Consider the following 21,045-nt stretch of genomic DNA (forward strand, 5'->3'; position numbering starts at 1 on the left):
GGAGCACCCACGCATGAGACGCATGGCCGCCCTGTCGTCGGCGGTGTCGCTGGCCTGTCTCACCGCCGCCACAGGTGCCGGCGCCGTACCGTCCGCCGCGGTGCTCTCGCTGGACGGCAACGGTGAGTGCACCTTCCCGATGAAGAAGCAGATCAAGGGAACGCCCTGGTCGCTGCAACGGTTGATGTTCGACCGCCTCTGGGAGGAGACCAAGGGCAAGGAGAAGGGCGGCAAGCCGGTACGGGTCGCCGTCATCGACACCGGTGTCGATGACACCAACGTCCAGCTCAAGAGCGCCGTCGACAAGTCGAGTGGGGCGAACTACCTGCCCCCGTCCAAGGACGCCTCCAAGGACGAACGGAAACTCGCCGAGGATCCGACGGTCGACGAGGTCGGGCACGGCACCAAGGTCGCCGGCATCATCGCGGCCCGCCCCCGCGAGGGCACCGGCTTCGTGGGTCTGGCGCCCGAGGCGACGATCATTCCCCTCAAGCAGAACAACGCCGAGGGCAAGGGCACACCGCAGAAAATGGCCCAGGCCATCGAGAAGGCGGTGCACGAGGGCGCCCGGGTCATCAACATCTCCCAGGACACCAAGGGGGCCCGCTCGCAGAGCGATCTGGAGCAGGCGACGGCATACGCCGTCCAGCACGACGTGGTCGTGGTCGCGGCCGCCGGCAACGACGGCGCGAACGGCCGGTCCAGGCGCACCTACCCCGCGTCCTATCCCGGTGTGCTCGCCGTCGCCGCCTCCGACCGCAACAACGAGCGCGCGTACTTCTCGCAGAGCGGCGATTTCATCGGCGTGGCGGCGCCCGGCGTCGACATGGTCTCCACCGTGCCCAAGGGCGGACAGTGCGTGGACAACGGCACCAGCTTCGCCGCCCCGTACGTGGCCGGGGTGGCGGCCCTGATCCGCGCCAAGCACCCCGACTGGACGCGGCAGGAGGTCATCGCCCAGATCGAGCAGACCGCGGAACGCGGCGTCAACGGCCGTGACCGGTTCATCGGTTGGGGTGTAGTCGATCCGGTCAAGGCCCTCACCGACGACGACAAGAAGATCGAGCGTCCTACGGCGGACACCGGCTCGGCGGCGAACGTCGCGAAGCCCGAGCCCGGCCGCCTCACGCTCGGCGAGACGCCTCAGGAGCGGCGTACGCGGCTGGCCACCTACGCGCTGACCACGGGCGCGGTGATCGTGGGCATCACCGCGGGCGGTGCGGTCGTGCTGCGTGACTGGCGTCGCCGACGCCACGCATGAGGGGACGTCAGCGCCTGATCGACGCTCCTCGTTACCCGGCCGTCCCCGGCGTCCCATCCATGTAACAACCGGATACTTATTGGTCATGCACACGGGGATGCTGACTAGAGTGATCCTTGACAGCTTTGGTCCGATGCACACGGGACGGTCACACAGCGCGGCCGTTCCACCGCATCCGATTCATGGGGGAAGGTGTGCCATGGCGGAGAAGCTCCGCGTAGAAGGTCATGATTTCAAGACCCTCGAAAGCGCCATCGACTGGATGGAGGGTCAGCTGACCGAGCGTATCGCGAAGCTCAATGGCGTGATCGATCACGTTGAGGGCCACTGGAAGGGAATCGCGGCGGGCGCGTACAACGGACTCCAGACGGAGGTCAACAACGATGTGCGCCGGGTGAACCAGTTGCTGAGCTTCACCCGCGAACTGGTGAAGGCGAGCCGGGATGGTTTCGACCAGGAGGAGCTCGACCAGCTGAGGAACATCAACAGCGTCGGAGGCGGCGAGAGCGGCATCCTCGGCTCCTTCCACGCCTCTTGATCCTCGTGACCCGTCCGCCTCGCATCAGGAGTTAGAGCTCAATGGAGATTACGTACGAAGGCGTTGTCGAAGCCTCGAACACCGTCAGGACCGAGGCCAACCAGCTCAAGACCGACCTCGACACCATCATGAGGCAGGTCAAGGGTGTGTCGGAGTCGTGGAGCGGTGAGGCACAGCGCGCGTTCAACGAGCGTCAGCACGAGTGGAACCAGCGTGTCGACCACCTGCACACCACCCTCCTCACCATCTCGAGGAAGCTGCTGGAGGCCACGGAAGGCTACAAGGCCAATGACCATCGTCAAGGCCAGCGGTTCGCGTCGTAGCGAGAGACGTAGCGCGCACAGCCTGCGGTCGTGTCGTGGGTGCGGGACACTCGGCACGGGCCGAGTGTCCCGCACCCACGAGTGCTGTCATTCAGGTAATGAAGGAGGTGCTTCATGGCCGAGTTGGCGCCGGACGGGGGTGGCTCCGCTAAGTCCCCTTCTTCGCCGGACCTCGACGCTCCCACCGAGTCTCTACAGGAATTCAAGAAGCGCGTTGACAGGCTGCTGACAGATCTCGACAAGTCGGACGCGGCGCACGGCAAGATCTCCCAGCAAAGGGTGAACACCGCCGCCTACGGATCGGATTTTCCCGAGGCGCTGTCCCTGGCCACCGCGTACGAGTTGGTGCACGGACGGCTGGAGTTGCTCTCCCAGACCCTGGGCGAGCAATTGGAGGCGATGGGCATCACGGTGGGCGCGGCCGACAGCGACTACCAGACGGTGGACCACGAGCACGCGCAGCGCCTGAAGGCAATTCAGGAGCGCACCCAGAACTACTACGAGCAGTACCAGAAACAGCACGAACCGAAGGGCCACGACAAGCCGGGCGCCCCGAAGACGGGTGACGGTAAGAGCAGTGGCCACGACGGCATGTGATGGGTGAACGGGGGAATGGATCATGGGCGATTCCAGCAAGCTGCCGCCGCTCAAGATGTGCTACAACGTCACCAGTTTCGAGCATGCCTCATTTGAGGACATGCTCGCCATGGTCGAAGGTACGGATGAGCAGGAGATCATTCGTCGTGGCAATGCCCTGACGAAGGCGCAGTCCGAGATCGAGAAGATCGGCGACGAGCTCAAGAAGCGCGTCGGCCGGGTCACCTGGAAGGGCGAGGGCGGTGACGCGTTCCGAAACTGGGGCGACGACTTCGCCAACCAGGCTCTGAAGCTGGCAGGCTTCGCCGGATCCGTCGGTACCGCGATGGAAACCGCGGGTCAGGCGCTGAGCGAGGTCAAGAAGTCGATGCCGGAGCGTCCGGCGGGTTCGCAGGTGTGCTACGCGGACCAGGAGAAGGAAAAGAAGCGCCTGGAAGGTCTGGACAAGGCCCGCGACGAGGCGCTTCCACAGATGTACAAGCTGGCCTCGTACTACAGGATGTCGCAGGAGACCATCGCGGCGTCCCAGGAGAATGAGCCGGTCTTCAAACCGCTGCCGGCCTCGGCTCTGCCGAGGACTCAGGACGGGAGCGGGCAGGAGAGCTATGGCTCGCCCAGCGTTTCGGGGGGCAGCGTCCACACGGCGCCCGCCACTGTCGGGGCGACGCATCCGGCGGTCGATCCGTCCACGGTGAGTCCGGGTTCCCCCGCGCATGTCTCGCCGGGGCATGTCACCCCTCCGTCGATTCCGGATAACCCGGGGCATGTCACCGTTCCGGACGCGACGCACACCAACATCGACACGGTGAAGCCGTCGCCGCCGCCCACCACCACACCGCAGCTTCCGACCAGCGGTGGGCCTCCGGTCACCGACGGGCCCGGGCCCATGGGTCTGCCCGCGTCACCTCCGCCGACGGTCGGGCCCACAACCGGTGTGGGCAAGGTCAATCCCACTGTGGGCAAGGTCAACCCCACCGTGGGGACGGGCGGCACCAAGGGCCCCATCACCACTTCCAGGCTGCCGAATGGACCGACCGAGCAGATCAACGGCCGGACCACCAACCCGGTGCGCGCCGACAAGAGCATCGTCGGTGGTATGCAAAACCACCAGGCGGGCACGAACCAGGGCTCCCGGCAGAGCCGGGGGACCGTCATCGGCAGGGAGCCGGCCGGTCCTGTGGGCCGTGTGGGTCCGGGCGCGGGCCCCGGCCTCCCCACGGCCGGGCGGCCCGGAGGTGTCATCGGCGCCGGTCCGAACCGGGGAGCTTCGGCGTCGGCCCGGGCCGAGGGTACTGCGCGTCGCGCAAGCGAGCTGCGGACCGGCGGCGAGTTCACCCCCGGGGGGAGCGGACTGGTCCGGGGGCAGGCCGAAGGACGGGTCCCCGGCACGCCGGGGACGGCGGTATCGGGGCGCGGTGAGGGCCAGAAGAGGCAGCGCGAGGAAGGCGGCCGGGAAGCGCCCGACCAGCTGACCGAGGACGAAGAGACCTGGAACGAGGGCCGGCGCGGCACCGTGCCTCCCGTGATTGGGTAAAACCCTTCCGCAGAGGCCGCGGATGATGGCGAGCACAGGACGAACAGGCGATATGGAAACAACGCTCAACCAGGTCCGGAGCCGGACAGTAGTGGTCATCCTACTACTCGCGTCCTTGCTCGCCATCATGGGGCTGACCGCCCCTCCCGCCTCGGCGGACACCATGCGGGAGCGCCAGTGGTATCTGGACCGCATGCAGGCGGAAAGCATGTGGAAGGTCAGCACCGGTAAGGGCATCACGATCGCGGTCCTCGACGGCGGGGTTGACGCGTCCGCTCCGGAACTGCGGAGGAAGGTCCTCAAGGGCGAGAACTTCAAGGAGCCGGGCAAGGACGCCCGTGAGGATCCGGACGGCCATGGAACGGCCATGGCGATGCTCATCGCGGGGAATGGCCGCGATGGTCAGGGCGTCAAGGGTGTTTCGCCGGATGCGCGCATTCTTCCGATTACCGTCTTCGGGTCCACGAAGGAATCCGGAACCAACAGCGTCCCGGCCCTCGCGAAGGCCATCCGCTATGCGGCCGACAGCGATGCGCAGATCATCAACATGTCGCTCGGCTTCCAGGAATACATGGTCAAAGGCAGTGCGGGCAGCCAGCTTCGGCAAGCGGTGGAATACGCGATCAAGCGCGGCAAGCTGCTGTTGGCCAGTACCGGGAACGACGGGGAATCGGGGAACTATGTCTCCTATCCGGCGGCCATCGACGGAGTGGCCGGCGTGGCAGCCGTGGATCAGAGCCTGAGCCGGACCAAGTTCTCGACTTCCGGGCCCGATGTGGCGCTGGCCGCCCCCGGGCAGGATATCCCGATCCGTTGCACCAACGGAAAACCGGGATATTGCCGCAGTTGGGGCACCAGCCAGGCCACGGCGATCGCCTCCGGCGCCGCCGCGCTCATCTGGGCCAAGCACCCCACATGGAACGGCAATCAGGTGCTCCGCGTCATGATGGACACCGCCGGAAAGCCCACCGAGGGCAAGATTCCCAGTCGCTACATCGGCTATGGCACGATCCGCCCCCGCTACAACGTCCTCGATGAGAAGGGCAAGCCGGGCCCGGCCGACATCAACCCCCTCGTGCCCGCGCAGGCCGGCGACTCCCCGTCCGACTCCTCGTCGCAGAGCCAATCCCCGTCAGCGCCCAAGGGCGGCTCCTCCGCGAGCGATACCGCCGCCGAGAGTGGCGACGGCGGCAGCGGCGCCCTCCCGTGGATCCTGGGCGCGGCCGGCGTCCTCGCCGTGGCCTGTCTCGCGCTGTTCGTGGTCCGCCGCCGGGCCGCCTCGCCCAGATGACGAGTCGCGCCATGAACCGGGTTTCCCCATGCGCGGTCGCCATGGATCCTGTGATGAAAGCGCGGTTTCGGATGTCCTGCTGGTGTTCCGAATTCGCCACAGCAGCGGTTCACCATGGCAATTGCCGTTACGGGAGGTATACCGGCCGGTTGGCCCGTGCTAGCGTGCGAAGCAAACGATAAGGAACACACCTGCGCTTCTGGTCATTTGTTCACAAAAGCGCGATGGCTCCGCGATTGGCCAGTAAGGGGGAAGCGTGAGCGAGGACATCTTTCGTGAACTGCAACAGTTCCAGCAGCACGCGGAGAATCTCCGGCAGTTGATGTCGGACATGCACGACCAAGTGCCCCAGAGTTCCGAAGGAACGGACGCACAGGGGGCCGTCTCCGTGGCCCTGGGTGCGGATGGGCTACCGGAGTGGATCAAGCTCGCCTCCGACTGGCAGCGGCGACGGCCCGACGGGGACCTCGGCGGCGCCGTTGTCGAAGCGTTCGAGTCCGCCATGAGCGACCGGTTGGAGCGCTGGTCGCGATCGCTGGAGCAGTCCGGCTGGGAAGATCGGGCCGACCACATCGACGAGGGCCTCGCCTCGTCCGCGTCGTCGGCGCCGTCCGGTCCACTCCCTGAAATCTCCGACCACGACGTGCGCCATGTTCTTCGCAGGCCCATGGACGAATCCATCGAGGATGTCCTCACGGCATTCGACGCCGTCGAGGAACTGGATGCTGATTCGTTTCTGCCGCCGAAGGTCACGGGAGAATCCGCCGCGCGCCGAGTCGCCATCACCCTTACCGCGCATGCCTTGGTCTCCTGCGAAGTGGACCCTCAGTGGGCTGTCGGGCAGTCAACCGTCCGGCTGAATCAGGCGCTCAACGAGGCTTTGAACAACGCTCGCGGCAAGGTCGGCAATGCCGAGAGCCCCGGCGCCGTCGGCGTCGCGAACCTGCATGTCGGCGGTCTGATGAACGAGTTTCTGGCCATGATCAAAGACCCTCAGCGCTTCAGGGACTCATACTGAAAAGAAGGGAGGGCCATGAGCAAGCTCAAGGTCATCACAGACGCGATACGCACTGACGCCAGAATGTGGGATGAGCAGGCGAAGGCGATCGGCGGTGTCGGGAGCAACATAAGCGGGCTGCAACGCGACCGGCTTGAGCTGGGCATGTACCAGATGTTCTTCGGCGCCTACTCGGATGCCATCGACCATCTTTCGGGCCGATGCACCGAAGGGCAGAAGCGGATGTCGGACATCGCTGACGCGCTCGTGAAGAACGCGAAGGCGTACGACGATCACGAAGTGGAAACCACGAAGTCTGTGGAAGACGCCTACTAGCAGCCGGCGGCGCACCGGGGAGACGGGGAAGGCGATGGCATTCAGCCAGACGCAGTTCGAAACACTCATCGAAAAGATCAACGACAAGCTGGAGAAGCTCTCCAAGGATCTCGTCACCTTCGGTGACAAGATCAACGGGGCGGTGGACCATTGGTACGTTCCCGGCCCAGTGGCGAAAGCGGTAGTCGCCGCGGCGAACAAGCTCATCGAGTTCGTGAACTGGATCCTCACCAAGATCGGCCATTTGCTCGAGGGTGTCGTTGCCCCGGTGATCTTGTTCATCGACGCCAACAGCTGGAAGGGAAAGGGCATCCACGGCGACGCGACCACCGCCTCCTCCAGCACTCAGAAATTCAACCTCCAAGCCCCCAAGGAGTGGAAGGGTGAGGGGGCCGACGCGTACACCAACGCCGTTTTCCCTCAGTCCGCCGCGGCCGCGCAGGTCGCGTCCCAAGCGAATTCGATCGCGGATATCCTGCTCACCGCCGCCATTGCGGGAGTGGCATTCTACGGAGCGATCGCCGCTTTCTTGATCCAGTTCATTCCCGCCATGGCCGCCGCGATAGCCGCGGGTGCGACCGTGGTCGGCGCCGTCCCGGCCGCGATCGCCGCCTTGGGTGAAGGGATGGCCGGTTGGCTCGTCATCGCCGGCGCCGTGACCACTCTGCTGGGCGTACTGGGCGACCAGGCCAAGGCCATGGCCGACCTGAAGAGCAACGCCAACGACAACAGTGCGTTTCCGAACGGCCAGTGGCCGGTGGGCACGGCCTGACGTGCCTGACGTGACGATTTGAGGTGAGCCTGTGTACGGACCTCGCGTCGCCCTTTGGGCCGTCGGGGTGGCTTCATTCGCGTGGCTGGTGCTCCCAGCGGTGACCGACTGGGCCATCGGCCTCCCCCCGCCCCCGCTGATCGCCGTCCTCTGTGCCCTTGCGATCCTCTGCCCAGGAACCGCCGAGATGCTGGCGAGGCGGCATAAGGAGCGGTCCTGGTACGCCGGGAACTTCGCCTCGTTCGAGGAGCTTCGTGGGTCCGTGGACCGTACGGCCCTCCTGCGAATCCGGGAGACGAAGGGTCCTGCGCAGGCTCTCCGGGAGGTCAGGCGCCAATACCCTTCCCTTCCGCTCAAGGTGGCCGCTCGGCTGGTCAGGGAGCTGTGAGCGAGGCGAACAACGCTCGTTGAGCGGCAAGAGGGCTCGTACGGCCGGGACCGCCGGTCCGTACGAGCCCTACCCCGTGGGGCCGTCGCCCCCGGCCCCGTCCTCGACCCACCCGGCCCCCTCAGTCCACCGACGGCACCCACGCCGTCTGGACCAGCGACGCCCCGCCGCGCCGTGAGACGAAGACGCCTCGCCCCGGCGGCAACGGACGCGCCTTGACCTGGCCCAGCAACTCGCCTTCACCCGGCGAACCCGACAGCACGACACCCTGCGCGCCCAGCTCCTTGAACCGCTGCATGAACGGCTCGTACGACGAGCGCCCCGCACCGGCCGTCGTCCGCGCCACGATGATGTTGACGCCGGCGTCCCGCGCGTACGGCAGGTTGTCCACCAGTTCGGACATCGGGTTGCCGGACGAGGTGGCGACCAGGTCGTAGTCGTCCACCACGATGAACGCCCGCGGCCCCGACCACCAACTGCGGTTGCGCAGCTGCTGTGGGGTGACGTCCGTCCCCGGGATGCGCTGGCTGATGAGGGTGTTCATATCGGCGATGTACTTCTCGAAGGCGTTCTGCGTCGTGCCGTAACCGACCAGATGAGGCTGCGGTACGACCTCCAGCAGACTGCGCCGGTAGTCGCCGACCACGAACAGCCCCTCCTCGGGGCTGTAGCGCTCGGTGATCTGCTTGATGAGCAGGCGCAGCAGAGCCGTCTTCCCGGACTCCGACTCACCGTAGACGGCGAAGAAGGGGTCGGTTTCGAAGTCGATGAAGACCGGTTCGAGGTTCATCTCGTCGATGCCGATCGCGATGCCCCGGTCCCGCTGCTCATGACCGGACGGGATCTCCCGCACCGACAGCATCCGCGGCAGCATCCTCACCTGCGGTGCGTGCGGGCCCGGCCAGTTGTCCACCGATGCCCTGACGAACGCGGCGGTGGCCTCGGCCAGGTCGTCGGGGTTGCCCGACGTACCGTCGATACGCGGCAGACCGCCCAGGAAGTGCAGCTTCTCCGGGGTGAGACCGCGGCCGGGAGTGCCCATGGGCACGTTCGCGGCGACCTTACGGTCGAGCTCGGAGTCCATCGGGTCACCGAGCCGCAGCTCCAGCCGCGAGAGGAACTGGTCCTTGAGCGCCGCTCGCATTTCCATATAGCGCGTGACCGTGACGATGAGATGCACCCCGAGTCCCAGACCGCGCGTCGCGATGTCGGCGACGATCGGCTCGAGCATCTCGTAGTCCGTCTTGAAGGACTGCCAGCCGTCGATCGCCAGGAAGATGTCGCCCCATGGCTCACCCGGGAGCTGCCCGGAGGCGCGGAGCTGCCGGTAGGTGCCGATGGAGTCGATGTTGTTGTCCCGGAAGAACTCCTCGCGCCGGTTCAGCACGCCGGTCACTTCGGCGATCGTGCGGCGGATCTTCTCCGGGTCCAGACGTGAGGCGACTCCGCCGACGTGGGGCAGCCCCTCGACGGCGATCATGCCGCCACCGCCGAAGTCCAGACCGTAGAACTGGACCTCGTGCGGGGTGTGGGTGAGTGCGAAGGATCCGATCAGGGTGCGCAAGGCGGTCGACTTGCCGGACCGCGGACCGCCGACGATCAACATATGGCCCTGTGCGCCGGAGAAGTCCCGGTAGAAGATTTCCCGCCGCTGTTCGAACGGCTTGTCCACCATGCCGATCGGAACGCACAGACCACCGCTGCGGGCATACCCGCCGGCGTGCAGACCGCGCTCGGGCGAGACCGAGAGCTGCGGCATCAGCTGGTCCATGGACGACGCCTCGGTGAGCGGCGGCAGCCACACCTGGTGCGCGGCCGGACCGCGTCCTTCCAGACCGTGCACGATGACGTCCAGCACCGTGTCCGCGAGCGCGTCGTCCACTCGGTCGTGGTCCGCGGTGTACGTGAAGGCGGGGTCGGGCTCGGCAAAGCGGACCGGTACCGGGGAGGCGCTGAACAGCACCGGACGGCGGTCGGTCGGGATGGGGCCGCTGCCCACGGCGGTCGACGTGGACGAGCGGTAGGGCCCGGACACATACGCCGCCTTGAAGCGGACCATCTCCTCCGTACCGAACTTCAGGTACCCCGAGCCGGGCACCGACGGCAGGTGATAGGCGTCCGGAACGCCGAGCGCCGTACGGGACTCGGCGGCGGAGAACGTCCGCAGACCGATCCGGTACGAGAGATAGGTGTCAAGCCCCCGCAGCCGGCCCTCTTCGAGCCGCTGAGAGGCCAGCAGCAGATGCACCCCGAGCGACCGCCCGATGCGGCCGATCTGGATGAACATCTCGATGAAGTCGGGCTTGGCCGTCAGCAGCTCACTGAACTCGTCGATGACCAGCACCAGGGAGGCAAGCGGCTCCAGCGGGGTGCCCGCGGCGCGCGCCTTCTCGTAGTCATGGATATTCGCGTAGTTGCCCGCGGAGCGCAGAAGCTCCTGACGCCGCTGGAGCTCACCGGTGATCGAGTCGCGCATGCGGTCGACCAGCGTCAGATCGTCCGCGAGGTTGGTGATGACCGCGGCGACATGCGGCAGTTCCATCATGCCCGAGAAGGTCGCGCCGCCCTTGAAGTCCGCTAGGACGAAGTTGAGCGTCTCGGAGGAGTGCGTAACCGCCAGGCCCAGCACCAGCGTCCGCAGCAGCTCCGACTTTCCTGAGCCCGTCGCGCCCACGCACAGGCCGTGCGGGCCCATGCCTTCCTGGGCCGCCTCCTTCAGGTCGAGCATGACCGGCGCGCCGCTCTCCCCGACCCCGATCGGAACGCGCAGCCGTTCCGCCGTCGAGCGTGGCCGCCAGGTGACCACGGGGTCGATGGACGCCGCATCGCCGAGGTTGAGCAGATCGGTGAACTCCAGGTTGGTCAGGAGCGGTTCGTCGTCCCCGCCGCCCGCCGAGACCCGCAGCGGGGCGAGCTGCCGCGCCAGCGCCTCGGCGCCGGGCAGCGACAGGGTGTCCGGTACGCCCTCGTACACGGCCGACGCCGACTCCACCCGCAGCAGACCCGGCCGCACGATCAGCGACAGGCCGCCACGCAGCTCGTCCAGGCCGCCACGGATGACCTCCAGCACCGTCACGCCCTGCAAACCCTCCTGGGCGGCCAGAAGCGAGTCGGGCGGTACCAGGCCGCCGTCGAGGATCACCACCACATGTGGCGCGTCCAGCAGCGGTTGCCCCTCCCGGTTGAACCGCGAACGGCCTTCCAGACGGGTCTTCAGCAGATCCTCGACCTCGGCCAGATTGTCGCTGAACAGCCGCTTGGTTCCAGCTCCGTCCACCGACCCCGGCGCCTGGGCGTGCGGCAGCCACTTGACCCAGTCCCACTCCTCCGTGGCGCCCGCCGCGGCCACCACCGCGATCACCAGGTCCTCGGGTGAGTGCAGCGCGGCAAGGCTCGCCACCAGTGCCCGGCTCGTCTCCAGGGTCGTCTCCGGCTCGCCGGAGACCGTCATGTGGTAGAAGGCCCTCAGACTGACGGCCATGGGCATGCCGTCCAACGACCGGTGGACCGCCAGGAACTGCTGCATGGCACCCGCCGAGAGCGGCTCCAACTCCTCCACCGGGGCGGTTTCCGGCGCCACCAGCGGGGTCCACAGCTCCTGCGGCCCGAGCCCGATCCGCACCTGGACGAAGTCGTCGTCGGTGATCCGCCGCTCCCACAGCCGGCTGCCCTCGGCCACCAGCGACCACAGCTGCTCGGGGGACGGGTGGAGAAAGAACTGCGCATCGCGCTGTACGCGCGCCGTACGCTGCACCCTCCGCCGGGTCTTCGCGAGGTACTTGAGATAGTCGCGGCGGCCCTCCGCCGCCTCGCCCTGCGCGCCTTTGCGATACCGGACCGCCTGTGCGACGGCCATCGATACGGTCGACAGCAACATCATCACGCCCATGATCTTCATGAACGGTGCCGAATTCGGCATGAAGAAGAAGACCACCGACGAGCCCATGCCGAGCATGGGCAGCAATTGCATCGCCATGCCTTCCCGGTCACCGCGAGGCAGCTCGGGAGGGGATTCGAGTCGGAGTTCATCCGCGGGCATCTCGGGAGGAGTCTCCCGAGGTGGACGTTTCACGATGATCTGGCTCATCGGCCTGTCTATCCCCCGATGCGGACTGAACAATTGAGGACCTGCTGAGGGCCCGCACGCACGCTTGCGGCGCGTCATTGCGGCGCCTACCCGGCAATGAGCCGATCCTACGTGTCGGGACGGTAATTGGGGCCCGGTAGGGTGACCTCTCGCACACTGTCAGACATGGACGCGTCCGGACGGAAGGCGCGGAGAGACTCTAATGAGAGGGCCCCGCAGGTGAGTTCGACCACATCGACCGGTTTCTGCCGAGTGACGGTCGTCGCACCCGACAGCCGCATCGACGTTGCCCTCCCCGACGACATAGCCCTCGCGGACCTGTATCCGGAAATGCTCAGGCTGACCGGTCAGACCCAGCCCACGGGGACCCCGGTCGGCTACCACTTCGTCCGCCGCGACGGCACCGTCCTGGACGGCTCCCGCTCCCTCGCGGCGCAGCGCGTGCTGGACGGGGATGTGCTGTCCATGCGCCCCTTCGCGCAGTCCCTCCCGCCCGTCGTGCGCGACGACGTCTCCGACGCGATCGCCTCGACGGTGGCCGGTGACCACGCCCTGTGGAACGCCCGCTACCTGCGAGCCTGCGGACTCTTCGGCGGCGCGCTGCTCCTGGTCTTCATGGGCTTCGTCCTGTGGTTCGCCGACCCGGTCGAGCACGACATGCACGGACTGCCCGGCGTCATCGCCGGCGGTGTCGGTCTGCTGCTCGCGGTCTTCGCCGGCGTACGGGCCCGGGTCTACGACGACCGGGCCTCCGCCGTCGCCCTCGGTCTCGCGGCCCTCCCACACGTGATGATCGGTGGGTCCGGGGTCCTGGCGCTGGAGTCGGGCGAGGGCATCGGGCGGCTTCAGTTCCTGCTCGGCTGTGTCGCCGTCCTGATCGTGTCGGTCGCTCTGGTCGCCGCCATGCCGTCCGGCGACGCCCCGTTCGTCGCTGCCGTCGTCCTCTCGGCCTTCGGCACGCTGGCCACCTTCTGCCAGATCCTGACCGACACCAGCGCGGCGGGCACCGCGGCCGTCTGCGCGGCGGTCGCCATCGCCGCCATCGCGTTCCTGCCTGGCCTCTCCGCGCGCGCCGCCCGACTGCCCATCGGGTACGTCGCGCCCCGTGACGCCTCGCGCAACGACTACGGCGCTTCCGGCGGCTTCGACTCCGACAATCCCTCGTCCGCCGCCCGACCGGTCGACGGCGAGCGGATCGCGGCCCAGGTCAAGCGCGGCCACGAGCTTCTCCTCGGTCTGATCGGCGGATGCGCGGCGGTCGTCGTGGGCTCGTCGGCGGTGCTGGGCTTCTCCAATGGCACCTGGGCCCAACTGCTCGCCCTGGCCGCCGGCCTGGCGATGCTGCTGCGCGCCCGGCTGTTCCGGTACACCTGGCAGGTCGCCGTCGTCCTGGCGTCCGGCGTCATCTCCCTCGCCCTGCTCATCCTGGGGCTCGCCCTCAACCCGCCGACGAGCGCCGTCATCGACCTGCTCAGCGGCGACAGTGGCCCGCTCAACATCCGCACCGTCTGGCTCGCCGCCTCCGTCGCCTTCGGGGCGCTGATCCTCATCGCGATCGCTTTGATCGTCCCCAAGAAGAGCGTGACGCCTTTCTGGGGCCGCTTCGGCGATCTGGTCGAGGGCGCGATGCTGCTGTCGATCACCCCGCTCGTGCTCGCCGTCCTGGACGTGTACGCGACGGCGCGCGGCCTGGTCAGCAAGTGACGCTTCCGGGACGGTGAGGTAGTGGCGGACTGCCACCGGCCACCTGCCACGACCAAAGGCGCCCCGGTCACGTACTCCGTGACCGGGGCGCCTTCGCTTTGGCCTTCACCCGTAGGGAGTACCCCGAGCCGCCCGGATCCGGACGACGCGTGGAACGCCTCCCCGATACGCCCTATGCCTGCGTTATGCCCTGGAATCGCCAAGGTCGCCTTGCCGGCAATGAAATTGGGCCGTACACCCTGCGCCACTAAGCTGGTGCCGACCGTCATCATGTACGCCGTAGGGGGAATCCGATGAGCGAGGGGAGCCGGGTCTCGGCGAACGACGCCAGCGCGAGCAGGGCGCGCGGAGGCGGGTCGGACCTCAAGGTAGAGGCCGAGACGCTGGCGAGCTTCAAGAGCAGGATCGACAAGATCCTCATCGATCTCGAAGAGTCTCCGGCAGCCAGGAGCAAGATCAGCGACCAGACCGTCGTACACGCCGCCTTCGGCGCTGAATTCTCTGCCGCGGCCGACCTCGCGGGCGCCTACGAGAAACTGCATGACCGCTTGGAGAAGTTCTCCAGGACGCTGGGTGATCAGCTCGAAGCCTTGGGCATGGCCGTCCAGATCTCGGACCGCGGCTACGAGAGCATCGACGCCGAGCAGGCCGATCGGCTCCGTGCCATCCAGGACCGCACGAGCAAGTACTACGGTCAGAACGCCGACTACCGGGGCGACGGGCAGGACAAGAACCAGGCACGGAAGACCGACACGGGCAAGTCCGGCACCGCCGATTCGAACTTCAAGTAGGGGGAGACATGGGGAACGGGGAGTTCGACGGTCTGTCGGTGGAGAACCTGCGAGCCATGCTGGCCAATGCGGACCCCGACAAACTGACCGCCGCCGGCACCGCCTTAGGCGACGCCGGCCCGAAGATCCTCGACGTCGGCTCCGACTTGCGCCGTCATGTGTCCCGCGTGGACTGGACCGGCGAAGGCGGGTCCGCCTTCCGCGAATGGGCCCACGACTTCGCCCTGGAAGTCATGCGCTTCGGTCAGTTCACCTCCACGGTCGGCCAACATGTGGCCCAAGCCGGCCAGGCCCTCTCCGAGACCAAGTCGGCCATGCCCGAGTCCAGGGCTCCGGGCCCCAGGGCGGCCCACGAGGACCCGGCAGCACAGGAAGCGGAGCAGCGCGAAACCGAAGAGGCCAGGCACCAGATGGAGCGCCTCTCCTCGGCCTACCGGGCGGCGCAGGAGACGATGGCGGCGGCGCCGGAGCCGCAGTTCAAGACGCTCCCCCTCAACGATGGCCAAGTCCGGGACGCCGGAAGGAGATACGACTCCGGCACTGCGACAAGGAGACATGACTCCGGCGCTGCGACAGGGACGGCACCTCATTCGGCAACAGGCGTGAGTCACTTGCCGCAGACGGAAGCCGACATTCCTGCGTCATCACAGCAGGTGGATTCGGAGCCGAGTCATCACCAAGCGGCGGGTACCCATATCGACTCGACTGCCACCCTCCCCGCTCCAGAGGTCAAGACGCCATCTCCTACCTCGACGCCGCCTGCGGACCAGCCTAGGCAACCAGGCCCCGTCGTGATGCCATCACCTCCGGTTGGGCCGTCCACAGCGCCCCCTCAACGCACTACACCCGTGACGGGGAAGGGCATGCCTCGTCTCCCCGTGCCCGAACGCGTAACAGGACCTGGAGGCACGCCTCCGCGTCGCCTGCTCACGCCACGGGGACCGGTCGAGAACGATGTGGTGGGAGGACAGCAGCGGCGCCTCGGCCCTTCCCCTCGCCTTCCGCGTGCGATGGTGGTGGGGGAGGAGAGCGGTCAGATGTCCCGCGGTCCCGGCGGCGGTGTCGGCCACTCCCTGGCACGGACAACCGGTGTGCCAGGGACCGAAGCTATGGCTTCAGGGCGTCGGTTGGCCTCGGAGCCGGGAGGACCGGTGAGCGGCCCGCGCACGCCGAACCTCGGTGTCACCGGCACACGCCAGCGTGGTGTCGCCATCGGCGAGGAGAACGGATCTCACACACGTGGGCCCGTGTCAGGGGCGGCGCCTTCTGACGGCTCAAATGCGGCAAGTGACCCTTCCAGGGATTCGGGCAGAGGACGCACGGTCGCCTCCGAGCCAGGGGGGGCGATCGCGGATCCTCGTTCGTCCTCTAGAAGAGGGGCCGCATTCACCCGTGGGGGTACCGGGCTCGTTCGGTCAGGTCAGGCCGAAGGGCAAGAGTCTCCCGCCTCTGAGGCCTCTGGCACCGGCCGTCGCGGTCCCGGGCCCGAGAATAGGCAAGGACATGCGGTCGTTGATCAGGGAGTCTGGGAGCTAGGGCGCCAGGACGCATTGCCTCCCGTCATTGAATAGTCGGCACTTGAAGTCTCAGGAGATTTCGCAGGGATGTCAGTCTTGTCCAGTGGAAACAAGAGGCGCTCAGAGCGTGGGTTGACGCTACTTGCGGTACTCATCACGTGCATGGGAAGTTCTACATCCCCAGCGATCGCTCAAGATGTACGTTCGCGTCAGTGGTACCTCGATGCAATGGGGGCCGACCAGATGTGGCGAACAAGCACAGGCAAAGGTGTCACCGTTGCCGTGCTGGACACCGGGGTTGATGGCTCGATTCCTGAGTTGCGTGGTCAAGTTCTGGAGGGCAAGAACTTTTCACACGAGCCGAAAGGAGCGAACATCGATATCAGTGGCCACGGCACGGACATGGCGGCTGTTATTGCGGGGACAGGGCGTTCCGGTGGGATCCAAGGACTGGCACCTGGTGCGAAGGTGCTTCCAGTGAAGACCAGTTCGGGGCATCTCGGGATCGGCGATGCAACGCCGGCCTATCTCAAGGCGATGCGCTATGCCGTGAAGCAGGGGGCGCGTGTCATCAACCTCTCGGAGACCATCACGAGTTCACTGACCGAGGATGCGAGAAAGCGCCTCCAGGATGGCTTGGACGAGATAAATTCCAGCGGTGCCATTATATTCGCAGGCGTGGGAAATGATGGTAAGTCTTCTAATGTTGCCGGCTATCCATCTAGCCTTCCTGGGGCTGTGGCAGTAGCTTCTGTGAATCAGAGCGGAACCGTTTCGAAGTTTTCGACTTATGGTCCGCAAGTGGCTCTCGCTGCCCCTGGTGAGGGTATTCCTGGGCGTTGCCAGGAGGGGGGAGGCTGGTGTGAGCAGTCGGGTACCAGTTATGCCACTGCCATCACCTCGGCGTCAGCCGCCCTCATCTGGTCCGCCCATCCGAAATGGACGGCCAACCAGGTTCTGCGCGTAATGATGCAAACGACAAGCAAGCCCAAGGGCAAGGTCCCCAGCGAGTACATCGGCTACGGCATCGTCCGCCCCGGGCAGGTCCTACTCGATGGTAAGGGAGACCCGGGGGCAGCGGACGTCAATCCGCTGTTCCCCAAGTACGAGCCGGGGAAGGCATCAGCTGCGTCGCCGTCTTCTCCGTCGAAGCCTGACAGCACCTCAACCACCCCGAATGCCCCGGGCGACACGCCCGCCGCTTCACGGGCAGAGGGCGATGACGGCGATGGAAACACGCTTATCTACGTTGGAGTCGGAGTCGCAGCGGTCCTGGCCCTAGGTGGTGGGGGGCTTGCCTGGGCGCGCCAGCGGAGGCGGATATAGAGAGCGAAAAATGCGACACCGGGCCAGACGTGAAGTGCCATACGGCGACAGAGTAAGCGCACCCAACTTGGAGGTCGCAGTATCATGAGCAACTGGGAACCTCCAGTTTATGAAACGTACCTCACCCGCACCCCCGTCCAACTTTTGTTCGGGGTGGGTTGGAAGCGCATACTCATGCTCCGAGTTGAGCGCGCGGGTGTCCTTCTCGGAGGTACTCCGAAGCAGACTGCGTTCGTGCCATGGCAAGACATCACTTCCGTGGTGATTTGGCGTAGGTACCTGCGGGATGTCACCACCCTCGGTCAGCTGCGGCTGTTCACGCCGTCAGACGAGTGGACCGATTTCGTTGGCGTGCGGCGACACCCTGGGGCGCCACCGCTACCGGGTCCGAATAGCAAGCTGCGGCCAGAACAGACAGCGAAGCTCGCTCGTCACATCGATCACGATCTCTTCCTTGCGAGTCGCGCGATCCGGCTTTGGCGCTTCGATCCCGAGCTTCTTCGAAGTGCTGTAGGAGCTTTTGCTCCCCACATCCCGGTGCACGATGAACGGCATTTGCGTTAGTCAGGCGGCGTTTTGAGTTGCGAAACGGATAGCGGGAGGCAGTCGATGTCTGCGGGCAACCGTCGCCTTCTGACGAGATGATGTAACAGCGTGGGCACGCCACGGGGGAAGGGACCCAGACGGTGGTCAATCAAGGCGAGCTGAAAATTACCAAGGAAGCTGAGGAGCGTATCACCAGAAGCCTCCGATCAGCGCTACAGGGTTTGGAGGGAGCTGAGAAGAGCAATGGTTCTGCTCGGCGTGGCAGCCTGAGCAATATGAGTCTGTCAGCGGCAGAGGCCAGTGGCAGCGGATTGGCCACTACTTTCGCTGATTTTTGCGAGTTCTGGCAGCTGGGCGTCAGCATGCTGGAGCGGACGGCTAACTCTCTCGGGTCCCAGCTGAGCCAAGCGGCAGGCGTCCTGTGGGAGGAAGACCGGAACCGGGCGGGGGCGCTCAGGGCCGCCCTGGGCGCCGCGAGAGGCGCAGCCGGGGTCGGGGCGGGCGGCATTCTCGGTAGCTTTGGTGGCCCTTCCGGCACGTCGGATTACACCACCCAGCCCTTTCCGCAGAGCGGCCCGGGGATCGATTCCGGGGATGACATCAAGACCGTGAAGTCGTCGATCTTGGATTACATTGCGACCGACGGCAAGGGGGCTGGCCGAAATGCGGGCCAGGGGAACGCTGATGGGGGCGGGAACTGATGCCGGGGAACGATCCTACGTCGACCGCTGTGGATCCGGCCGCGAGGAACGCCGGCCTGGCCAATGCCTGGGTTGAGAGGGCTCTGGGTTGGGGCACGGGCGAACTGGAGCTGGGGCAGACAGAGGAGCCGAAAGAGCTGATCCACGGCGATGCGGCCAAGCTCCGCGCGAACGCTGCGCAGTTGAGGGGTTTATCCAAAGGACTTGCTAGCGTCGGTGAGGGGCTGCGGAACCTGAACTCTCACGAGATCAAAGGCGAGACGGCTGATGCTTTCCGCAAGCGAGTCTCGGCCGAGCCGAAGAAGTGGTTTCAGGTCGCGCACGCGTGCGAGCGCGCGAGCGGAGCATTGACTGATGTTGCTCACACTGTGGAATGGGCGCAACACCAGGCTCAGGAAGCGATCGACGCCTATGGCCGGGGCAAGCGCGCCTCTGAGCGCGCCCGCGAGACTCACAATGCCAAAGTGGATGCCTACAACAAGGCAGTTGAGGCTTATAACAGTAATCCCTCCACCGACGGCGCCGAGTGCGCGGCGCCCCCCAAGGCTCCCGGTACTTTTCATGATCCTGGTGCCGCAGACATGGAGACGGCCCGGGAGATCTTGGTCGAGGCCCGCCGCCAGCGTGACGCAGCACACGACAGGGCTCAGACGGCGATTAAGGGCACGTACGACGAGCACCAAGCGAAGTCTTCCGAGGCCGGAACGACCGAGCTGAATTTCTTGGAAAGCATCAAGAATAATGAACAATATCAAAAATATCAAGAATATAGGGAGGGCTATCGAAAGCTAAAGAAGATTCCTAAGGTTTGGCAAACCGTCACTGCCGGTTTGGCCCTCTGGAAACAGTTCACTAAGGGTGGAAGTGCCGCCCAGGATTGGCTAAAAAAGCTAGAAGAACCAGGAAGAATGGCGTCCAGGCTGGGTGCCGGCGGAGCCAGAGCGGCCGGGCTCATGTACAAGCTAAACAAGGCTTTGGTGCCTTTTGCTATCGCGGGTGGGCTGAAGCAAGCTATTAGCCCCGACCATGAGGGCGGTCGTGGGTTGGCGGACCGCATTGCCGGTGGGGCCCAGGCGCTAGGTGGGGCAGCAGTGCTTACCGAAGGAGCACTTGGCGGCACCTTCCTGGCCTCAGAGGCCGCACTTGCTGCCGTACCGGTTGCCGGCTGGGCCGTCCTGGGGGCCACCGGGGCGTACTTTGCAGGTAGCTACATCTACGACAAGTGGGGCGACGATATCGCCGCTGGAGCCAAATCGGCCTGGAATACGACATCGCATGCTGTGACAAACACCGTAGATAAGACAGTGGACGCGACAGTGAATGCCGCACTTCACCCCTCTGGTGCTGTGAAAGCTGCCGAGCACGTCGTGGACGGCACAGTCAACTCCGTTAAGAAGCTGAAGTTCTGGTGAGGAAGAAAGAGGTCGGCTCCGTGCCACAGCCACAGCAGCACGAAGGCGGCGTGACGCTCGAGGATGTCCGCCAGGGGCTGGGCAAGACCCTGGCGGAAGAGGGTTCGCGGCCATTGCTGCGGCTGACCGATGAAGAGCTTGCAGCGCTGAATCCGGCGGACGCCGAGAAGCCGATCGTCGCCGCTCCTCACCTTGAGGGCATGTCAGCTCAAGAGCGGGAGTGGGTGCTTGCGACCGCGCTGCGGTCGTTGGTGTCGAGGGACCTCGTGGAGATCGCCAACGCCGCTGAACTCGATGTGGCCCTGGAGGAGAAGCATGACTCCGCCGAGGTGGAGTTGGATATGCGCCTCTCCCCGGACCTGGAGCTGGCGCTTGCCTTGCGTGGGACCGCTGAGCGGGTCCTGGCCGTGGAGCGGACCACGTCTGCGGGTACCGAGTACGCCTATATCTACCTGCACACCCCTGAACTGCTGTTGGTCGAGCAGGTTACCGGCGGCGGTATGCATTCATTGAGCCTTGTGGCCACGGTTCAGGAGGCAGTGGAGACCGTTCGCCGGTTGGTCGACCCGCAGGAGGTTGCCGGACACGATGGTCGTCCTCAGGAACTCGATCCGCGGGCCCTGGAGCGCGATGCGATCGATCCACCGCTGAAGCATGTCATCGACAACGCTCTCGTTGTCGGCCAGTTGGTTCTGCTCGCTGAAACCCCGGGACCGTTGCTCATGACGTACGCCACTGCCGAGGAGCTGTGGGTGGTGAATGTCGACGCACCCGACGCCCCCACAGGTGTTACCGCGCGGAGCGTCGGGCGGCAGACGCTCGTCGACCGCATCGCTCAAATGGTGGCTTTCCCGGTGTGGAACCCGTGAACCCGTGACCCTGCCGCTCACCAGGCGTGGCGTTCCAGTTGCCCTCCCTCGGGGG

The 21,045-nt window shown here is 66.0% G+C and carries 17 protein-coding genes; 15 read left to right on the forward strand and 2 right to left on the reverse strand.

The genetic code is table 11. The annotated features are described in order from the left end of the window. The first annotated feature begins 13 nt into the window (after positions 1 to 13). From mycP (AB0E24_RS42135) to AB0E24_RS42175, 9 genes are all read left to right on the forward strand, one after another. Positions 14 to 1,261 (forward strand): type VII secretion-associated serine protease mycosin, encoded by a 1,248-nt coding sequence (gene mycP / locus AB0E24_RS42135; RefSeq protein WP_186000224.1) that lies wholly within the window; start codon positions 14 to 16, stop codon positions 1,259 to 1,261. 199 nt (positions 1,262 to 1,460) lie between these two features. Next, a complete protein-coding gene (locus tag AB0E24_RS42140; protein WP_069874021.1) occupies positions 1,461 to 1,799 on the forward strand; it encodes a WXG100 family type VII secretion target in 339 nt (112 codons plus the stop codon). A gap of 41 nt (positions 1,800 to 1,840) precedes the next feature. Next, positions 1,841 to 2,122, forward strand: a complete 282-nt coding sequence (locus AB0E24_RS42145) for a WXG100 family type VII secretion target (RefSeq protein ID WP_069874019.1) — start codon at positions 1,841 to 1,843, stop codon at positions 2,120 to 2,122. 114 nt (positions 2,123 to 2,236) lie between these two features. Continuing rightward, entirely contained in the window at positions 2,237 to 2,719 is a 483-nt protein-coding gene (locus tag AB0E24_RS42150; protein ID WP_359385044.1) for a DUF2563 family protein, read from the forward strand. Between the two features lie 22 nt (positions 2,720 to 2,741). After that, on the forward strand, positions 2,742 to 4,253 hold the full coding sequence (locus AB0E24_RS42155; protein WP_359385046.1) for a WXG100 family type VII secretion target: 1,512 nt from the start codon (positions 2,742 to 2,744) through the stop codon (positions 4,251 to 4,253). A gap of 127 nt (positions 4,254 to 4,380) precedes the next feature. Next, positions 4,381 to 5,544, forward strand: a complete 1,164-nt coding sequence (mycP, locus tag AB0E24_RS42160; RefSeq protein ID WP_256116682.1) for a type VII secretion-associated serine protease mycosin — start codon at positions 4,381 to 4,383, stop codon at positions 5,542 to 5,544. A 256-nt stretch (positions 5,545 to 5,800) separates the two neighbouring features. Further along, the gene (locus AB0E24_RS42165; protein WP_359385049.1) at positions 5,801 to 6,562 is read left to right on the forward strand and encodes a hypothetical protein; all 762 of its coding nucleotides are present in this window, start codon (positions 5,801 to 5,803) and stop codon (positions 6,560 to 6,562) included. Between the two features lie 15 nt (positions 6,563 to 6,577). Continuing rightward, positions 6,578 to 6,877, forward strand: a complete 300-nt coding sequence (locus AB0E24_RS42170) for a type VII secretion target (protein WP_093703411.1) — start codon at positions 6,578 to 6,580, stop codon at positions 6,875 to 6,877. Positions 6,878 to 6,911: 34 nt separating this feature from the next. Continuing rightward, entirely contained in the window at positions 6,912 to 7,649 is a 738-nt protein-coding gene (locus AB0E24_RS42175; protein WP_099015119.1) for a hypothetical protein, read from the forward strand. A gap of 509 nt (positions 7,650 to 8,158) precedes the next feature. Here the strand turns inward: AB0E24_RS42175 and eccCa are convergent. Continuing rightward, positions 8,159 to 12,124, reverse strand: coding sequence for a type VII secretion protein EccCa (eccCa, locus tag AB0E24_RS42180; RefSeq protein ID WP_359385052.1), 3,966 nt, complete (start codon positions 12,122 to 12,124; stop codon positions 8,159 to 8,161). Positions 12,125 to 12,343: 219 nt separating this feature from the next. Between eccCa and eccD the strand changes: the two genes are divergently transcribed. The 3 genes from eccD (at position 12,344) to AB0E24_RS42195 (ending at position 17,462) form a co-directional block, all read left to right on the forward strand. After that, complete coding sequence (eccD, locus tag AB0E24_RS42185; RefSeq protein ID WP_099015122.1) at positions 12,344 to 13,828, forward strand: type VII secretion integral membrane protein EccD; 1,485 nt, start codon at positions 12,344 to 12,346, stop codon at positions 13,826 to 13,828. Positions 13,829 to 14,121: 293 nt separating this feature from the next. After that, a complete protein-coding gene (locus AB0E24_RS42190; RefSeq protein ID WP_206333428.1) occupies positions 14,122 to 14,619 on the forward strand; it encodes a DUF2563 family protein in 498 nt (165 codons plus the stop codon). A gap of 1,604 nt (positions 14,620 to 16,223) precedes the next feature. Continuing rightward, positions 16,224 to 17,462, forward strand: a complete 1,239-nt coding sequence (locus AB0E24_RS42195) for a S8 family serine peptidase (protein WP_435865386.1) — start codon at positions 16,224 to 16,226, stop codon at positions 17,460 to 17,462. A 378-nt stretch (positions 17,463 to 17,840) separates the two neighbouring features. On the opposite strand, the gene AB0E24_RS42200 is transcribed toward AB0E24_RS42195, so the two are convergent. Next, a complete protein-coding gene (locus AB0E24_RS42200; protein ID WP_167503560.1) occupies positions 17,841 to 18,017 on the reverse strand; it encodes a hypothetical protein in 177 nt (58 codons plus the stop codon). A gap of 131 nt (positions 18,018 to 18,148) precedes the next feature. Between AB0E24_RS42200 and AB0E24_RS42205 the strand changes: the two genes are divergently transcribed. Genes AB0E24_RS42205 through AB0E24_RS42215 form a run of 3 tightly spaced genes read left to right on the forward strand, consistent with a single transcriptional unit; the run spans position 18,149 to position 20,990 of the window. Then, positions 18,149 to 18,709, forward strand: a complete 561-nt coding sequence (locus tag AB0E24_RS42205; protein WP_141765392.1) for a hypothetical protein — start codon at positions 18,149 to 18,151, stop codon at positions 18,707 to 18,709. Between the two features lie 29 nt (positions 18,710 to 18,738). After that, positions 18,739 to 20,121 (forward strand): putative T7SS-secreted protein, encoded by a 1,383-nt coding sequence (locus AB0E24_RS42210; RefSeq protein ID WP_141729783.1) that lies wholly within the window; start codon positions 18,739 to 18,741, stop codon positions 20,119 to 20,121. Continuing rightward, the gene (locus AB0E24_RS42215) at positions 20,118 to 20,990 is read left to right on the forward strand and encodes a hypothetical protein (protein ID WP_141729784.1); all 873 of its coding nucleotides are present in this window, start codon (positions 20,118 to 20,120) and stop codon (positions 20,988 to 20,990) included. The genes AB0E24_RS42210 and AB0E24_RS42215 overlap by 4 nt, the downstream gene beginning before the upstream one ends. Positions 20,991 to 21,045 lie beyond the last annotated feature (55 nt).

Origin of the sequence: Streptomyces malaysiensis subsp. malaysiensis, assembly GCF_040653035.1 — a bacterium.
Classification (GTDB): domain Bacteria; phylum Actinomycetota; class Actinomycetes; order Streptomycetales; family Streptomycetaceae; genus Streptomyces; species Streptomyces malaysiensis.